This window comes from Mesorhizobium sp. B2-7-1 (assembly GCF_006440735.1).
GTDB lineage: Bacteria > Pseudomonadota > Alphaproteobacteria > Rhizobiales > Rhizobiaceae > Mesorhizobium.
The window spans coordinates 1-15,333 of sequence record NZ_VFUA01000047.1; the positions used below are offsets into that span (position 1 = coordinate 1).

The 15,333-nt window shown below is 64.7% G+C and carries 18 protein-coding genes; 12 read left to right on the forward strand and 6 right to left on the reverse strand.

The features are described 5' to 3' along the window. Positions 1–56 precede the first annotated feature (56 nt). The 4 genes from ftsY to FJ471_RS18305 all read left to right on the forward strand — a co-directional run bounded on the left by ftsY (position 57) and on the right by FJ471_RS18305 (position 3,475). Complete coding sequence (ftsY, locus tag FJ471_RS18290) at positions 57–1,463, forward strand: signal recognition particle-docking protein FtsY (protein WP_181179529.1); 1,407 nt, start codon at positions 57–59, stop codon at positions 1,461–1,463. 63 nt (positions 1,464–1,526) lie between these two features. Next, positions 1,527–2,183, forward strand: a complete 657-nt coding sequence (locus FJ471_RS18295) for a septation protein A (protein WP_140805452.1) — start codon at positions 1,527–1,529, stop codon at positions 2,181–2,183. Positions 2,184–2,273: 90 nt separating this feature from the next. Continuing rightward, a complete protein-coding gene (locus tag FJ471_RS18300; RefSeq protein ID WP_140805454.1) occupies positions 2,274–2,894 on the forward strand; it encodes a pyridoxamine 5'-phosphate oxidase family protein in 621 nt (206 codons plus the stop codon). A 38-nt stretch (positions 2,895–2,932) separates the two neighbouring features. Continuing rightward, a complete protein-coding gene (locus FJ471_RS18305) occupies positions 2,933–3,475 on the forward strand; it encodes an NADPH-dependent FMN reductase (protein ID WP_140805457.1) in 543 nt (180 codons plus the stop codon). Between the two features lie 38 nt (positions 3,476–3,513). Here FJ471_RS18305 and FJ471_RS18310 read toward each other — a convergent pair whose 3' ends face one another. Both FJ471_RS18310 and FJ471_RS18315 read right to left on the reverse strand, forming a co-directional pair. Continuing rightward, positions 3,514–3,720, reverse strand: coding sequence for a DUF1737 domain-containing protein (locus FJ471_RS18310; RefSeq protein WP_040987961.1), 207 nt, complete (start codon positions 3,718–3,720; stop codon positions 3,514–3,516). A gap of 63 nt (positions 3,721–3,783) precedes the next feature. Next, positions 3,784–4,662: a CoA ester lyase gene (locus tag FJ471_RS18315; protein ID WP_140805459.1), complete on the reverse strand. Its 879-nt coding sequence runs from the start codon at positions 4,660–4,662 to the stop codon at positions 3,784–3,786. A gap of 355 nt (positions 4,663–5,017) precedes the next feature. Between FJ471_RS18315 and FJ471_RS18320 the strand changes: the two genes are divergently transcribed. The 5 genes from FJ471_RS18320 (at position 5,018) to FJ471_RS18340 (ending at position 11,073) form a co-directional block, all read left to right on the forward strand. Continuing rightward, a complete protein-coding gene (locus FJ471_RS18320) occupies positions 5,018–6,565 on the forward strand; it encodes a DUF4173 domain-containing protein (protein WP_246684759.1) in 1,548 nt (515 codons plus the stop codon). Positions 6,566–6,569: 4 nt separating this feature from the next. After that, positions 6,570–7,268, forward strand: coding sequence for a response regulator transcription factor (locus tag FJ471_RS18325; RefSeq protein WP_140805461.1), 699 nt, complete (start codon positions 6,570–6,572; stop codon positions 7,266–7,268). Further along, positions 7,256–8,827, forward strand: a complete 1,572-nt coding sequence (locus tag FJ471_RS18330) for a HAMP domain-containing sensor histidine kinase (protein ID WP_140805463.1) — start codon at positions 7,256–7,258, stop codon at positions 8,825–8,827. The genes FJ471_RS18325 and FJ471_RS18330 overlap by 13 nt, the downstream gene beginning before the upstream one ends. A 69-nt stretch (positions 8,828–8,896) precedes the next feature. Further along, positions 8,897–10,063, forward strand: a complete 1,167-nt coding sequence (locus FJ471_RS18335) for an FAD-binding oxidoreductase (protein WP_140805465.1) — start codon at positions 8,897–8,899, stop codon at positions 10,061–10,063. 149 nt (positions 10,064–10,212) lie between these two features. After that, positions 10,213–11,073 (forward strand): hypothetical protein, encoded by an 861-nt coding sequence (locus tag FJ471_RS18340; protein ID WP_140805467.1) that lies wholly within the window; start codon positions 10,213–10,215, stop codon positions 11,071–11,073. Positions 11,074–11,075: 2 nt separating this feature from the next. On the opposite strand, the gene FJ471_RS18345 is transcribed toward FJ471_RS18340, so the two are convergent. From FJ471_RS18345 to FJ471_RS18360, 4 genes are all read right to left on the reverse strand, one after another. Next, a complete protein-coding gene (locus FJ471_RS18345) occupies positions 11,076–11,561 on the reverse strand; it encodes an SRPBCC domain-containing protein (protein ID WP_140805469.1) in 486 nt (161 codons plus the stop codon). A gap of 45 nt (positions 11,562–11,606) precedes the next feature. Further along, entirely contained in the window at positions 11,607–12,056 is a 450-nt protein-coding gene (locus tag FJ471_RS18350) for an SRPBCC family protein (RefSeq protein WP_140805471.1), read from the reverse strand. Beyond that, a complete protein-coding gene (locus FJ471_RS18355) occupies positions 12,053–12,367 on the reverse strand; it encodes a metalloregulator ArsR/SmtB family transcription factor (RefSeq protein ID WP_210242039.1) in 315 nt (104 codons plus the stop codon). Before FJ471_RS18355 ends, FJ471_RS18350 begins: the two co-directional genes overlap by 4 nt. A gap of 83 nt (positions 12,368–12,450) precedes the next feature. After that, positions 12,451–12,876: a GNAT family N-acetyltransferase gene (locus FJ471_RS18360; RefSeq protein WP_140805475.1), complete on the reverse strand. Its 426-nt coding sequence runs from the start codon at positions 12,874–12,876 to the stop codon at positions 12,451–12,453. 165 nt (positions 12,877–13,041) lie between these two features. On the opposite strand from FJ471_RS18360, the gene leuD reads away from it, so the two are divergent. The 3 genes from leuD (at position 13,042) to FJ471_RS18380 (ending at position 15,327) form a co-directional block, all read left to right on the forward strand. Beyond that, the gene (gene leuD, locus FJ471_RS18365) at positions 13,042–13,647 is read left to right on the forward strand and encodes a 3-isopropylmalate dehydratase small subunit (protein WP_140805477.1); all 606 of its coding nucleotides are present in this window, start codon (positions 13,042–13,044) and stop codon (positions 13,645–13,647) included. A gap of 65 nt (positions 13,648–13,712) precedes the next feature. Next, on the forward strand, positions 13,713–14,669 hold the full coding sequence (locus FJ471_RS18370) for a hypothetical protein (RefSeq protein WP_140805479.1): 957 nt from the start codon (positions 13,713–13,715) through the stop codon (positions 14,667–14,669). Between the two features lie 274 nt (positions 14,670–14,943). Next, complete coding sequence (locus FJ471_RS18380; RefSeq protein WP_140805561.1) at positions 14,944–15,327, forward strand: RidA family protein; 384 nt, start codon at positions 14,944–14,946, stop codon at positions 15,325–15,327. The last annotated feature ends 6 nt before the right edge of the window (positions 15,328–15,333 follow it).

The following is a 15,333-nucleotide window of genomic DNA, read 5'->3' on the forward strand; positions in this document are numbered from 1 at the left end:
CCGTGCCGACCATTCCGCCGGCGCCGGAGCCGATCGTTCCCCCCGAGCCTGAACCGCTGCCGCAGCCTGAACCGGAAGAAGAGCCGCAACCGGCGCCTCAGACACCCGAGCCGCCGGTGCCGGAGGAAGTGCCACCGGCACAACCTGAGCCTTCACCCGAGCCCGAACCTGCTCCGCAGGAAGTGCCCGCACCCGCGCCGGCGCAACCGGACATCGAGCCTTCGCGCCCTGAACCGCAGCCCGAGCCGGCACCGGCAGAAGTACCGACGCCGCCGAGCGAGGTTCCCGCCGAGACACCTGCGCCGATCGAGGTGCCGCCAGCGGCGACGCCTTCTATAGAACCATCCGCCGAAGCTGACGCGGAAATCGCGTCTCCCATTCGACAGCCAGCGCCGGTCGAGCCGCAGCCGATCCTTGCCGAGATCGCACCGGAGCCGGAGGCCGTGCCGCCGGCGCCAAGCCCCACCCCTGCCGCCGGCAAGGTGACGGTTTCAAAAAAGGTCGAGCAGAAGGCCGAGCCGGTAAGGGCGCCGGAGCCGGCGCCGCGGCGCTCCTGGTTCCAGCGCATGCGCGACGGGCTCGCCCGCTCCTCGCGCGAGCTCTCCGGCAACATTGCTGGCGTCTTCACCAAGCGCAAATTGGACGACGAGACGCTGCAGGACCTGGAGGACGTGCTGATCCGCGCCGATCTCGGCGTGGAGACGGCGCTGCGCGTCACCGACTCGCTCGCTTCCAGCCGCTACGGCCGCGACGTCTCCGATGCGGAAGTCCGCGCCGTGATGGCCGCGGAGGTGGAGAAAGTGCTGACGCCGGTCGCCAGGCCGCTCGAGCTCGACCTCAGCCACAAGCCGCATGTCATCCTGGTCGTCGGCGTCAACGGCACCGGCAAGACCACCACCATCGGCAAACTGGCGGCAAAACTCACCGACGGCGGCCTCAAGGTGATGCTGGCCGCCGGCGACACGTTCCGCGCCGCCGCGATCGAGCAGCTGAAGATCTGGGGCGAGCGCACGAAATCGCCGGTCGTCGCCTCGAAACTCGGCGCCGATGCGGCGGGCCTCGCCTATGACGCGTTCGAGAAGGCCAAGGAGGCAGGCTCGGACGTTTTGATCATCGACACCGCCGGCCGCCTGCAGAACAAGACCGAGCTGATGGCCGAGCTGGAGAAGATCGTGCGTGTGCTCGGCAAGCTCGATCCGGAAGCGCCGCACACGGTGCTGCAGACGGTCGACGCCACCACCGGCCAGAACGCGCTGAACCAGGTCGAGATCTTCCGCAACGTCGCCGGCGTCAACGGCCTGGTGATGACCAAGCTGGACGGCACGGCGCGCGGCGGTATTCTGGTGGCGATCGCCGCCAAGCACCGGCTGCCGGTCTATTTCATCGGCGTCGGCGAACAGGTCGACGACCTCGAACCGTTTTCCGCCAGCGAATTCGCGAGAGCGATCGCAGGCGTCGCCTGAACAAAGGCATGATCTTGGGAGGCCGCCTGCTTTTCGGCCAGATCATGCGCAAGAAGGGTTTTTATGAACATCATCGAGCGCGACCCGTCCGATCCACGCCGCAAGCCGATCAATCCCGGCTTGAAATTCCTGCTCGAGCTCGGTCCCGGCCTGGTGTTCTTCTTCACCACCATCCGCGGCGAGTGGCTGGCCGAGAAATTCCCGGTGCTCACCCATCTCGGCGAGCCGATCCTGATCGCCACCGCCTTCTTCATGGTCGCCACCGCGCTGTCGCTCAGCGCCTCCTGGCTGCTGACGCGTAGCCTGCCGCTGATGCCGCTGGTGTCGGCCATCGTCGTCTTCGTCTTCGGCGCGCTCGCGCTTTACCTGCAGGACAAGACCTTCGCCTTCATGAAGCCGACGATCATCAATTCGCTGTTCGGCGTAACCCTGCTCGGCGGGCTGCTGTTCGGCCGGTCGCTGCTTGGCTACGTCTTCGATTCCGCCTTCCAGCTCGACGCCGAAGGCTGGCGCAAGCTGACCTTCCGCTGGGGGCTGTTCTTCCTCTTCCTGGCCGTGCTCAACGAAGTCATGTGGCGCAACTTCTCGGAAGCGACCTGGCTATATTTCAAGGTCTGGGGCACGATCCCGATCACCTTGCTGTTCACCTTCAGCCAGATGCCGTTGATCATGCGCCACTCGCTGGAGGATAAAGCCAAGGAAGAGAAGGCCGGGAATTAAGGCAATTCCAGGAAAAGTGGCTGCCGGTTGGGTTCGGCGACTTCGCCGCAACGTCCGTCCGGAATTGCGCCGGAGCAAGAGGGGGGCAGTATGGAATTCGTCACCACGCATGACGAGCTGAGGACGATCTACAAGACGCCCCGGCCGACCGACGGCTCGATCCGCAAGGAACTGAAAAGCCTCGACGGCCATTGCCGTTCCTTCATCGGCAAGAGCCCGTTCGTGCTGATCGGCTCCTCCGACGGCGCCGGCAATGCCGACGTGACACCCAAGGGCGACAGGCCCGGCTTCACCGCCATCCTCGACAACGCCACCATCGCCATTCCCGACCGCCCCGGCAACAACCGGTTGGACACGCTGGAAAACATCATCCGCAACCCGTCGATCGGGCTGCTCTTCCTCATCCCCGGCATGAACGAGACGCTGCGTGTCAATGGCGATGCCCGCATCACCGTCGACCCGACCTTGCGCGAACGCCTGGCCGTCGACGGCAGGGAGCCGCAGAGCGTGATCGTGGTGACGGTCAAGGCCGCCTACATGCATTGCGCCAAGGCCTTCATGCGCTCCGATCTGTGGAAACCGGAGACCTGGTACGACCGCGCGACCCTGCCGACGCTCGGCCAGATCATCCGCGACCAGCTGGCGCTTAGCGAAAGCGCCGGCGACATCGACCGCGAGCTGGACGACGATTACCGCCAGACCATGTGGTAGGCTTCGCGGACGACTCAACTCTTTCGTCCGGCTCTCCCTTGATCGACATCATCGCCATATCGGGCAGCCTGCGCGCCGCCTCGACCAATTCGGCCCTGCTTGCCGCTTTGGCCGCCAACGCGCCTGCGGACTGCCGCGTCCAGATCTATGACGGCCTCGGCCGCTTGCCGATCTTCAACCCCGACGACGAGGGCGAGCGCACGCCGCCGCAAGCGGCTCGGCTTATCGAGGCGGTGACCCGCGCCAACAGCGTCATCGTCTCCTGCCCGGAATATGCGCATGGCGTGCCCGGCGGCATGAAGAACGCGCTCGATTGGCTGGTCTCGCGCGACGCCGCCGTCGGCAAGCCGGCGATGCTGGTGCATGCCTCGTCCCGCTCGCTCTATGCGCGCGCGGCGCTTGCCGAGATCATGCGGACGATGTCGTTCGCGATGTATGAGGATAGGGCGCTGGAGATCGCGCTGCTGGGCAAGAAGCCGCCTGAGATGGAGGCGATCCTGACTGCGAACCGCCCGGCGATGCGCGACGCGGTGCGGGGTTTCGTGGAGTTTATGCGCTCGCAGGCAGCCTCGTCATCCTAGGTCCGCGCGTCGCTACGCCCCAGGATGACGAGTGGAACCTACCAGTCGCTCAGCTTGGTATCAGCTGTATATTCCTGGCCTTCGACATCCTTCACCACGGCCTGGCCGCAGCGCATCGACTTGGTCTTCTTGTCATAGGCATAGGTCGGCGAGCCGAACAGGTGCCAGCCCTTGTTCAGCGCTGCCGTCACCTTGTGGCAGAAGGTGGCGTCGTCCGGTCCGGTGAGGAAGCGGTAGAGTTTCATTAGCCTATCCTGTCGCGACCGGGCGGAAAGCCGGTCCTGAAAAATCGTTTCGAGCCCGCCGCATCATGCGCCGATGACCTCGGCCTTCGCCAGAAGTTTCTCGGCTTCGGCCAGATGCAGCCGCTCGACCATGCGGCCATCCATCGCAATCACGCCCTTGCCGGCATTTTCGGGCCGCGCGAACGCATCCCTGATCGCGCGGGCCGCGGCCAGCCTCTCGGGCGACGGCGAAAAGGCGCGGTTCGCCGGCTCGATCTGGGCGGGATGGATCAGCGACTTGCCGTCGAAACCCATGGCGGCGGCTTCCGTGCATTCGCCGGCAAAAGCATCGAGGTCGCGAAAATCATTGGCGACGCCGTCGATGATGTCGAGGCCGCCGGCCCGCGCCGCGAGCACCAGCTGCATCAGCCAAGGCATCAGATAACGCCGGTCGGGCGTCGCCAGAATGCCGGTCGCCTTCACCAGATCATTCGTTCCGGCAACGAAACAAGCGAGGCGCGACGCCGGATCGCGGCCAAGTTCGGCGATCGCGCCGATGTTGAGCAGCGCCTTGGGCGTCTCGACCATCGCCCATAGTTCCACGCTGTCCGGCGCGAAATTGTCGTCGAGCAGGTCGCCGGCCTCGAGGATGTCGCGCGGCGTGCCGATCTTGGGCAGGAGAATGCCGTCGGGCTCGGCCTTGGCCACGGCCAGGAGATCGTCGGCGCCCCATTCGCTGGTCAGCGGGTTGATGCGCACCACCATCTCGCGGCGTTTCTCGCGCCCGGCGAGAATGCCGGCGACCTTGTCGCGCGCCGCCTTCTTGTCGGCGGGCAGGACGGCGTCCTCGAGGTCGATGATGACGGCGTCGCAGGTGAGCGAGCCGATCTTGGCGAGCGCCTTGTCGTTCGAGGCGGGAATGTAAAGCACCGATCGGCGCGGGCGGTAGGTGTCGACGGTCATGGCCGATCTATGCCGGGTGATGGCGGGCGAGGCAAGGCGCGGATTGATCTCCCCCTTAGAGGCCGCAAGGGGAGGTGCTCGGCAGGGAAGAGGACGCCGGCGCCGGGCTTCCCTGCACCAAATCTGCAAATCGTTGCGGAAAACCTCCTCCAATCCGCCGCGCGCTTTCCGCACCGGCCGGCGACAAAGCCGCCATGCAAACGCCTCACACATTCCGATGGTCGCTGCCGCGCCGGCTCCGCAACGAAGGCTGGTGGCTCGTCGAGCCGCAAAGACGGCGCGTCACGGCGACAGTGCTTCCCTTCGGAGCACGGCCGGCTTGCGGCGGCACGGCAGCAGCCAGGAAGGCCCAGCGATGACGACGATGACCATGACGGCTCCGGCGATGAAGACATCGCCTGTCCCGAGCTACTGCCGCCGCGTCGGCGCCGCGGTCGCTCTGGTGGCGCTGGCCGATTTTCTTTTCTATGGCCAGCCGGCCGGGATCACCGTCTTCATCTTCGCCATCGTGCTTGCCGCGGCTGTCGTCGCCATGCATCCGACCGCACTGAACGACGTCCGGGTGTGGCTCAAACCAGCTGCGCTGTTCGCGGCGCTGCTGCCGCTGGTCGAAAATGTCAGTCCGCTTTCGGTCCTGGTCGCTGTCGCGGCACTTGCGATCTTCGCGCTGACGCTGACCGGACGGCTGCGCAAGGAACGAATAGCCCGCCAGCTCGGCCTGTTCCTGCTTGCTGCGCCCTTCCGCTTCGCGCGCGACTTCTTCCGCTGGCGCAAGGCGGCGCGCGAGCTCGGGCAGCGGCGGCTTCAGCTTACGGCCATTGTCGTCTGGATCATGCCCTTGACGCTGGGCGTCGTCTTCCTGGCGCTGTTCGGCGCCGCCAATCCGATCATCGAGCACTGGCTGTCGCTGATCGACCTCTACGCGCTCATCGAAAAGATCGAGATCGCGCGGCTTATCTTCTGGCTGATCATGCTGGCCGGCGTCTGGGCGTTCCTGCGCCCGCGCCTGCCACGCTTCGTCTCGCGCATCAGGCGCGTCCTGCCCTCCGCACCCGTGGCCAGACCGGCCAGGACATCCGCCGAGGATATCCTCTTCGGCAAGCCTGCCATCTTGCGCGCGCTGATCGTCTTCAACGCGCTGTTTGCCGTGCAGACCGCGCTCGACGCCGCCTATCTCTGGGCCGGCGTCGCGCTACCCGACGGGATGACTTACGCGGCCTATGCGCATCGCGGCGCCTATCCGCTGGTCGCCACCGCGCTGCTTGCCGCCGGCTTCGTGCTGGTGGCGCTGCGCTCGGGCGGCGAGACGTCGCGGGATCCGCTGATCCGCGGGCTGGTCTATCTCTGGGTGGCGCAGAACATCGTCCTGGTGATCTCCTCGATGCTGCGGCTCGATCTCTATATCGGCATCTATGCGCTCACCTATCTGCGCATCGCCGCCTTCATCTGGATGGGGCTGGTGGCGGTGGGTCTGGCACTCATCATCGCCCGCATCGCGCTGCAAAAATCCAGCGAATGGCTGCTCTCCGCCAATCTTGTGACATTATCGGCGACGCTTTATGCCTGCTGCTTCGTCAACTTCGCAGCCATGATCGCCAACTTCAATGTCGACCATTCCCTGGAAATGACCGGAAAGGGCGTCCCCCTCGACATCTGGCATACTCGCTCGCTCGGTCCGAACGCCTTGCCGGCTCTCGGGCGCTATTTCGAGCATCAGAAGAAAACATTCCCCGATCGCGCGGTCGGCGACGGGCCCGACGCGATGGCCGAATTCCACTACCGCACGGAGCAGAAAGACTGGCGCGCCTGGAGCTTTCGCGACTGGCGGCTGCTGCGCGCTCTCGACAAGCACGGCCCGCTTGCTAATCCTGCCGTCACCGAACCCTACGCGCCGGGCCGCTGATTCCATGCCGCACAACATCCTCGTCGCCGACGACGACCCGCATATCCGCGAGATCATCTGCTTCGCGTTGGAAAAGGCCGGCATGAAGACGGCCGCCGTCGCCGACGGCGCCGCAGCACTCCAGGCGGTCGAGCGCGGCGCGCCCGACCTCATCGTGCTCGACATCGGCATGCCGGAGATGGACGGGCTGGAAGTCTGCCGCAGGCTGAGGCAAAAATCCGACGTGCCGGTGCTGTTTTTGTCCGCGCGCGACGAGGAGATCGACCGGGTGCTCGGGCTGGAGATGGGCGGCGACGACTATGTGACCAAGCCGTTCAGCCCGCGCGAGCTGGTCGCCCGCGTCAATGTCATCCTGCGCCGCGCGCGGCCGGCCGTCGTCGAAGAAGAAGCCGACGACCGTGAGTTCGCGCATGGCAAGCTCATGCTTGTGCCGGCAAGCCATGAAGCGAGCTTCGACGGCAGGCCGCTCACCTTGACGGCGATCGAGTTCGCGATCCTGAAAGGCTTCCTCGCCCGGCCGCAGCACGTGCTTGGCCGTGACGCGGTGATGGCCAATGCCTATGCCTCGAACATCCATGTCTCCGAACGTACGGTCGACAGCCATATCCGCAATGTGCGGGCCAAGCTGGCGGCGGTCGGCTGCGCGGATGCGATCGCCACCGTGCATGGCGTCGGCTTTCGGCTCGGCCGATGCGGTGGTTGAGCAAGGAAAGATGGCGGCCGCGGCTCGCCACCGTCGTCATCGCCATCCTGATCGTGGTCATGGCCCTGCCGCTGGTCGGGCTGTTTTTCTTCCGGCTCTATGAGAACCAGCTGATCCGCCAGACCGAGGGCGAGCTTATCGCGCAAGGCGCGGTGGTCGCCGCCGTCTATGCCCAACAGGTGCGCGACGCCGGCATTCCCCAGGAAAAACTGGGTTCACCGATATCGGCCGATCCGACGAGGGACAACAATTACCCGTACGATCCGATCGAGCCGCGCCTCGACCTTGCCTCCGACGATGTCATGCCGTCGCGACCGGCGGCTCTCCCCGCCGCGCCCGATCCCGCCTTCGCCGCAATCGGCGCGCGGCTCGACGGCGTTCTCGACGAGACGCAGAAAACGACGCTCGCCGGCTTCCGGCTGCTCGATCCGCGCGGCGTGGTGATTGCCGGCGGCGACGAGGTCGGCCAGTCGCTCGGCGAGATCGGGGAGGTGCGGACCGCGCTTTCCGGCGCCTACGCCAGCGCGCTCAGGCTGCGCATCCCCGACCAGCCGACGCCGCCGCTCTATTCGGTGAGCCGTGGCACCAAGGTGCGCGTCTTCGTCGCCATGCCGGTCGAGCTCGACGGCCGGGTCGCCGGCGTGGTCTATCTGTCGCGAACGCCGAACAACATCGTCAAGCACCTCTATGGCGAGCGCGGCAAGGTGACGTTGGCGGGCATCGCCATCCTCGGCGGCACGCTCTTGATCGCGCTGGTGTTCATCCGCACCGTCAGCCGGCCGATCTATGCGCTGATCGACCGGACGAAGCGCATCGCCGCCGGCGACCGCGACGCGATCAGGCCGCTCGACCATCACGGCACGCGCGAGATGGCGGCGCTGTCGACGGCTTTCCTCGACATGGCGACCAAGCTGCAGGCGCGTTCCGACTCTATCCAGACCTTCGCCACCCATGTCTCGCATGAGCTGAAATCGCCGCTGACGGCGATCCAGGGCGCGGCGGAGCTGCTCAGGGATTCCGGCGGCGCGATGGACGAGGCCGAGCGCAAGCGTTTCTCCAACAACATCGTCACCGATGCCGGGCGGCTCAATCTCCTGGTGCGCCGGCTGCTCGACCTGGCGCGCGCCGAAAACCTGGAACCGAGTGGCGAAAGCGCGACGCTTCATGCGGCGTTGGCGTCATTGCCGATCGACACCAGGCTGGAAGCGCGGCTTGAGGGCGGCGGCGATATCAGGTTCGGCATCTCGGCCGAGAATCTCGGCATCGTGCTCGCCAACCTCATCGACAATTCGGCGCGGCACGGCGCCCGGCAGGTGGCGATCCATGCCTCAGCCGATGGTGAGCGCGCATCGGTCCGGATCGGCGACGATGGCGATGGGATCTCGGCCGCCAACCGCGCCAGGATATTCGAGCCGTTCTTCACCACGCGGCGCGAGTCCGGCGGCACCGGCATGGGGCTCGGCATCGTGCTGGCCCTCCTGAAAGCGCATGATGGCACGATCAGGCTGGTTGACTCCGAACGCGGCACGCGCTTCGAGATCGATTTGCCGGTTGCGTGAACGCGCGATGGCTTTCTACGCCATTCCGGGCAGGCACTTTCCCCGGAATCGCTCTGGATCGGAGAAAAAATGCGCTACGACATCGTCATCATCGGCGGAGCCATCGTCGGATCCTCGGTCGCCTACTATTTGCGCGAGGAAGGCTTTACCGGCTCGATCGCGCTGATCGAACGCGATCCGCAGTTTTCCCACGCGGCGACGACCCTGTCCCTGGCCTCGATCCGCCAGCAATTTTCCATTCCTGAAAACATCCGCCTGTCGCAGTTCACCCTAAAATTGTTCCGCCGGCTGAAGGAGACGTTCGGCGCCGACGCCGATATCGGTTTCCGCGAGGGCGGCTACCTTATCCTCGCCGGCGAGGCCGGCCTGCCGATCCTCAAGGCCAATCACGAGACGCAGGTTGCCGAGGGCGCCGATATCGCGCTGGAGGACGCCGGGCAGCTGGCGCGCCGCTTCCCATGGCTGTCGGTCGAAGATATTTCCGCAGGCGCCTTTGGCCGCAGCGGCGAGGGCTGGTTCGACGCGCACGCGCTGCTGACGCTGTTCCGCAAGGCCTTGCGCGACAAGAAGATCGATTTCATCGCGGCTTCCGCCACCGGCATTTCGCGCGACGGCAATCGCGTTACCGGTGTTTCGCTCGACAATGGCGAGACGCTGGAAGCCGGCATCGTCGTCAACGCCGCCGGCCCGAACGCCGGCAAGGTGGCGGCTTTTGCCGGGCTGGCGCTGCCGGTCGAGCCACGCAAGCGCAACGTCTTCGTCTTCGAGGCGCGCGAGAAATATGCCGACATGCCGCTCCTGGTCGATCCGTCGGGCATCTATGTGCGGCCGGAGGGCTCGGTCTACCTGACCGGCGGCGCCGAGCCCGAAGAAGGCGATGTCGCGCCCGATCCGAAGGATTTCGACGTCAACTGGCCGCTGTTCGAAGAGGTGGTCTGGCCGACTTTGGCCACCCGCATCCCGGCCTTCGAGGCGATCAAGCCGACGCGCGCCTGGGTCGGGCATTACGACTACAACACGCTCGACCAGAACGGGGTCATCGGACCGCATCCGGAAGTCGGGAACTTCCTGTTCGCCAACGGTTTCTCCGGCCACGGCCTGCAGCAGGCGCCGGCGGTCGGCAAGTCGATCGCCGAGCTCATCATGCATGGCGGGTACCGGACCATCGACTGCACGGCGTTTGGATATGAGAGAGTGGCGGCAGGAAGGGCGTTCAGGGAACTGAATGTGATTTGAGCGGGAAACCGGTCGGCGATATGCGATCCAACCGACAAAAGCCGTTGCTTCTTGCTGGCCGCGTCATATTACTCTGAGCCTATCGGCGCTCGGGGAAAACATTGCTTAGAAAGGCTATCGAAAATTTTCGGCGCACAAGCGGGGTCCAATTGCTTTTGGGCCTTCGCCACGAGATCCTCTATCGTCAGTTTTTGGGAAGCGCCGCGCCTAAAGGCCGTGCGTTCGCCAGGGATCTGAGCGGAAAACCCGAGCGGAATTATTGCTTCACCATCGCGTTCAACACGCCTTGGATCGTAGACGTGCTCACCAAAGCCTGGCAGGCATTCCCGACCGGCACAAGGCTCGTGGTGATCGACAATTCACCGAAGCAGGATGCGCGGGCTTCGATCGAGGCAATCTGCGCGCAGCGCGGGGTCGCGTACTTCAGGCTCCCCAGGAATTTCGAAACGAACCCTTCCAGATCACATGGCGTCTCCCAGACCTGGATCTTCCACAACATCGTCAAGCACCTCAAACCTGACATGTTCGGGTTCATCGATCACGATTGCTTCCCGGTCGGACCGATCGATATCGCGCAGCGCGTCGGACGAAAGATCGGTTACGGGATGCCGCGGCATGCCAGGTCCAGCTATCTGTACAAGGAAGCCAAGGACGAGTCTTGCTGGTACTACTGGGCCGGCCTGTGCTTCTACAATTTCGCTGCTGTCGAGCATGCGAAGCTCGATTTCAGAAATCGGCTCGACATCGGAATGGACACCGGAGGCGGCAACTGGCCAGTATTGTATTCGAAGCACCCCGTCGGGGAATTCGAGATGGCCCGATTAAATCACGTCGCGGTAAGCGTCGGGGGGAAAACCGCTGACTACGAGGTATATGACGAGGTCCTTTTTCATGTCGGCGGCGCGTCTTACCGCTCGCGCGCGACAAATGCGGACTACCGTCGCCAGTTGTCGGACCATATCTGGAAAACCTATCTGGGCGGGATCCAGGATCGCCTGATTTCCATCTGACCTCAAATCGGGCTGCGCGCGCCCAAATACCCCTGCAGCCACCCAAGCACCCGCGCCCAGCCTTCGGCATGTTCGGCCGCGGCGTCCGGGAAACCCGCGAAGCCGCCGTGGCAGATGGTGAGCCGCGTGCTGTCGCCGATCGGCTCAAGCAGGTAAGCCGCTGTGGTTTCCTTGCGGCCAAGCGTCGGATGGTCCCAGTCGTAGCGCCGCGTCTGCACGATCCGGCGCGGCATCTCGATCTCGAGAAACTCTCCGCTGGCGGGGAGGTGTCTACCGTCAGCCGACCGTACGACAACGCTCCAGCTTCCACCGAGGCGAAGATCGGCGTTCCAGCTTGTCATCCGGTAAGTGTCGGCGGAGCCCCACCAGCGTTCGACCTCCCCGGTGACCAGCGCCGCGACAACCTCGTCCGGCGAGGCAGGAAGCTCGGCTGAGGCCATGACCGTGTCAGCATTCGCCATCGCTTGCGGCAAGGACAAGTAAAGCATCGAACCCACCTTTGCCAATAATTGTCTCGCATCCGAAACGAATATTCATCCCTTTGACGGCGGGCGCTCGAAACCCTTGCCGGTTTCGAGCAGGCTCTTCAGGCTCGCCAGCACCAGCGGCCAGCCCTTGGCGACGTTCGGGATAAGCCTGTGCGGGCCATCGGCCTCGTGGATGACGGCGAGCTTCATCAATTCGCCGTCTGGCTCGATGGTGAAGGTGCAGCGCGTGTAGCCGTCCTCCTTCACCTCGGGCATCCATTCGTTGCGCCATTTGATGACCAGGCGCCGCGGCGGGTCGATCTCGAGGACTTCGCCCGAGTCGGCGACACGTCCATCGGGGAAGACCAGCTTCCAGCTCGAGCCGACCTTCCAGTCGCTCTCCTGATGGGAGCAGAGGAAGAACTGACGGTTGAATTCCGGATCGGTCAGCGCTTCCCAGAGTTTTTCCGGCGTCGTGCGGATATAGGTGACATAGACAAAGCTGTTCTCGCTCACGGCTCTTCCCTTTCAAGGCGTTGCTTCAGGTCGCTGAGGGCAGCAAGCCGCCCCCGCTCGAACTTGCCGATCCAGCGCTCGGCGATCTCGTTGATCGGAACGGGGTTGAGGTAGTGCTCCTTCTCTCGGCCCCGGCGCATGGTGGTGACGAGGTTGGCCTCCTCGAGGATCGCCAAATGCTTGGTCACCGCCTGGCGCGTCATATCCATGTGCTCGCAGAGCGCGTTGAGCGTCTGCCCGTTCCGGGCATGCAGACTGTCCAGCAATTGCCGGCGGGTCGGGTCGGCCAAGGCGCGAAAGACAGCATCCATGCTCATGGCTCTAATATGCAACCATTTGGTTGCATGTCAAGTGGTGCGGCGGGACAGGCAATCACTTGCCGGTGAATGACCTCTCAGCTTTTGCGGGAGAACCAGAAGGCGTCGATCATGCGCATCATGCCGATGCGCTCATAAAAACCGACGGCGTCGGGCATCGAGATCAGGCTGATGGCGACCGAAGGCCCGAGCTGCCGCTGCGCCTCGTCCATCAGGCCCTTGCCGACGCCGAGCCCTTGCGCGGCCTTGGAGACGGCGAGGTCGGAAATGTAGCAGACCCAGGAGAAGTCGGTCATGCCGCGCGCGACGCCGACCAGTTGCCTGTCCGGCCGGTCGAGCCGCGCGGTCAGCACGAGATTGGCGTTGTCCAGCATGGTTTGCAGCCGGGCCTCGTCGTCGACCGGCCTTACCTTGCCGAGGCCGGATTCGACCAGCACGCGGCGGAACTCGGCGACATCGAGCAAGGGTTCGCTTGCGTAAAGCACTTTGGAAGAATCGGCCATGGCCGCAGACTGCACCGGCCGGCCAGGATTTCGAAGCCGTTTTCGAGGCATGCCCGCCTTTGGCCCAAGGGCAGTGCACGAACAGTTGCCTTTCATTTGCCGCCGGCTTTGTGTAAACCGTCCCGCAAATTCCCCCGCAAGCCAAGAAGAAGACGGGCAAGCACCATGGATAAATTCAACAAGCTCACCGGCGTCGCCGCGCCCATGCCGATCGTCAATGTCGACACCGACATGATCATCCCGAAGGATTATCTCAAGACGATCAAGCGCACCGGGCTCGGCACCGGCCTGTTCGCCGAGATGCGCTACAATGAGGACGGTTCGGAGAACCCGGATTTCGTGCTCAACAAGCCTGCCTACCGCAAGGCGCAGATCCTGGTCGCCGGCGACAATTTCGGCTGCGGCTCGAGCCGCGAGCATGCGCCCTGGGCGCTGCTCGATTTCGGCATACGCTGCGTGATCTCGACCTCGTTCGCCGACATCTTCTACAACAACTGCTTCAAGAACGGCATCCTGCCGATCACGGTCAGCCCGGAAGACCTCGACAAGCTGATGGACGACGCCTCGCGCGGCTCCAACGCGACGCTGTCGATCGACCTGGAGGCCAAGGAGATCCGCGGGCCGGATGGCGGCGTGGTCAATTTCGACCTCGACGACTTCAAGCGCCACTGCCTGCTCAACGGCCTGGACGACATCGGGCTGACCATGGAAAAGGCCGGCGCCATCGCGTCCTTCGAGAAGAAGAACGCCGAGCAGCGCCCCTGGGCCTGAGCGGCCCGAAAGCATAACCCGGCCATCGCAGGCCGGGTTCGTCGCGGCTGAATGGAGGGACAGTCATGGCACGCTCACTTCTGGCCGCCGCCGGCGTTTCGGCGGCAATAATCCTTCTCGCCACGGTCGGCGCCAATGCGCAGACCACCGCGCCGGCCAAGCAGCCGGCGCCCGCGGCGTCCGACCAGCCGGCGACAGATCAAGGCGCGACCGACCAGGGATCGGCCGGCGACCAGGCCGCGTCGGATGACGACAAGCAGGCGCCCATCCCCTTCGAAGGCGGCCAGCTCACCATCACGCAGCCGGAGCAGGACGGCGAGAAGGTGCTGTCCTATGATGGCAAGCAACTCGCCAGCAATTACGACGTCTCTTTCGACAAGATCGTGAAGATCGGCGACGTCAACGTCGCGTTGGTCGATGTCGGCGACGGCGGCAATCAATGCGGGCCGGCTAAGGTCATCGTCTGGAAGCCGAAGGACGGCGCGATCCAGACCACGACGGTCGAGCAGGACGAATGCGGCGCGCCACCGGCTTCGGTCTCCGACGACGCCATCTATTTCGTGCCCTATCTGCTGCCGGGAGAAACCAAGCCGGCGCTCCAGTGGTCGCCGACCGACGGGCTGACGACATCAGGTGATCTGACCTACACGCCCGAACCCGGCACCGACTGGAAGGACGTCGATGCGTCGAAATACGGCTACATCGTCGACGCCTTCCATAACGAAGCGGTCTACAAGGCGGCCAAGGCGCTGCTCGGCGACGACATGCCCGACATGGCGACCAGCCTGCTGGTGAGCGGCGGCGACACCGAAAAGATCGCATCGGGCGCCTTCTACGCCACCGGCTGCGTGCCGCATGACTGCGGCGGCAATGACGGCTTCATGGCCATCGACCCGGCCAAGCAGAAAGTCTATTTCGCCCGCCGCGGCGACAATGACCAGCCGCAGGCCTGGCCGCCGCTGAAGGACTGGCCGGCCGATATCAAGAAGGCCTATGACGACGCGCAAGGGTCGGGGAATTAGCCGAGCCTCTGTTGCTCGGCCGCGTTCCTTCGCGCCCCCTCTGTCCTGCCGGACATCTCCCCCACATGGGGGGAGATTGGCTGTTTCGGCGCTCCGCTCATTCTACGACGCTGATGATTGGCGAAAGCCGACGCGACGTCTGATCTCCCCCCTCGTGGGGGAGATGCCCGGTAGGGCAGAGGGGGGCGCTGTCCCGCCAGCGTCGCGGTGTCTGGCTCACGACTGGATTGTCCGCGTGGTTCAGAATGGTCGAAACAACCAATGCGAGGCCCGCATGCGCAAGCTCATCTCCACAGGCTCCCCCTTCGAGAAGACCGCCGGCTATTCGCGCGCGGTGGTGCAGGGCGACTGGTGCTTCGTCTCCGGCACGACCGGCTACGACTATGCCACCATGACCATCCCCGAAACGGTCGAGGCGCAGACGCGCAATTGCCTCGCCACCATCGCCAAGGCGCTCGCCGACGGCGGCTTCGACATAGCCGATGTGGTGCGGGCGCACTACTACATCACCGACCAGGCCTATGTTGACGTGGTCTTCCCGATCCTCGGCGAGGCGTTCGGCGACATCCGCCCGGCGGCGACGATGATCGTGTGCCAGCTCAACAAGCCGGAGATGAAGATCGAGATCGAGGTGACCGCGCTGCGGCGCACGGCATAGGGGCCG

Coding starts and splice junctions, on each gene's coding strand:
- FJ471_RS18295 (WP_140805452.1), top strand. CDS start 1,527: ATGAACATCATCGAGCGCGACCCGTCCGATCCACGCCGCAAGCCGATC.
- FJ471_RS18300 (WP_140805454.1), top strand. CDS start 2,274: ATGGAATTCGTCACCACGCATGACGAGCTGAGGACGATCTACAAGACG.
- FJ471_RS18310 (WP_040987961.1), bottom strand. CDS start 3,720: ATGAAACTCTACCGCTTCCTCACCGGACCGGACGACGCCACCTTCTGC.
- FJ471_RS18315 (WP_140805459.1), bottom strand. CDS start 4,662: ATGACCGTCGACACCTACCGCCCGCGCCGATCGGTGCTTTACATTCCC.
- FJ471_RS18320 (WP_246684759.1), top strand. CDS start 5,018: ATGACGACGATGACCATGACGGCTCCGGCGATGAAGACATCGCCTGTC.
- FJ471_RS18325 (WP_140805461.1), top strand. CDS start 6,570: ATGCCGCACAACATCCTCGTCGCCGACGACGACCCGCATATCCGCGAG.
- FJ471_RS18330 (WP_140805463.1), top strand. CDS start 7,256: ATGCGGTGGTTGAGCAAGGAAAGATGGCGGCCGCGGCTCGCCACCGTC.
- FJ471_RS18335 (WP_140805465.1), top strand. CDS start 8,897: ATGCGCTACGACATCGTCATCATCGGCGGAGCCATCGTCGGATCCTCG.
- FJ471_RS18345 (WP_140805469.1), bottom strand. CDS start 11,561: ATGCTTTACTTGTCCTTGCCGCAAGCGATGGCGAATGCTGACACGGTC.
- FJ471_RS18355 (WP_210242039.1), bottom strand. CDS start 12,367: ATGGATGCTGTCTTTCGCGCCTTGGCCGACCCGACCCGCCGGCAATTG.
- FJ471_RS18360 (WP_140805475.1), bottom strand. CDS start 12,876: ATGGCCGATTCTTCCAAAGTGCTTTACGCAAGCGAACCCTTGCTCGAT.
- leuD (WP_140805477.1), top strand. CDS start 13,042: ATGGATAAATTCAACAAGCTCACCGGCGTCGCCGCGCCCATGCCGATC.
- FJ471_RS18370 (WP_140805479.1), top strand. CDS start 13,713: ATGGCACGCTCACTTCTGGCCGCCGCCGGCGTTTCGGCGGCAATAATC.
- FJ471_RS18380 (WP_140805561.1), top strand. CDS start 14,944: ATGCGCAAGCTCATCTCCACAGGCTCCCCCTTCGAGAAGACCGCCGGC.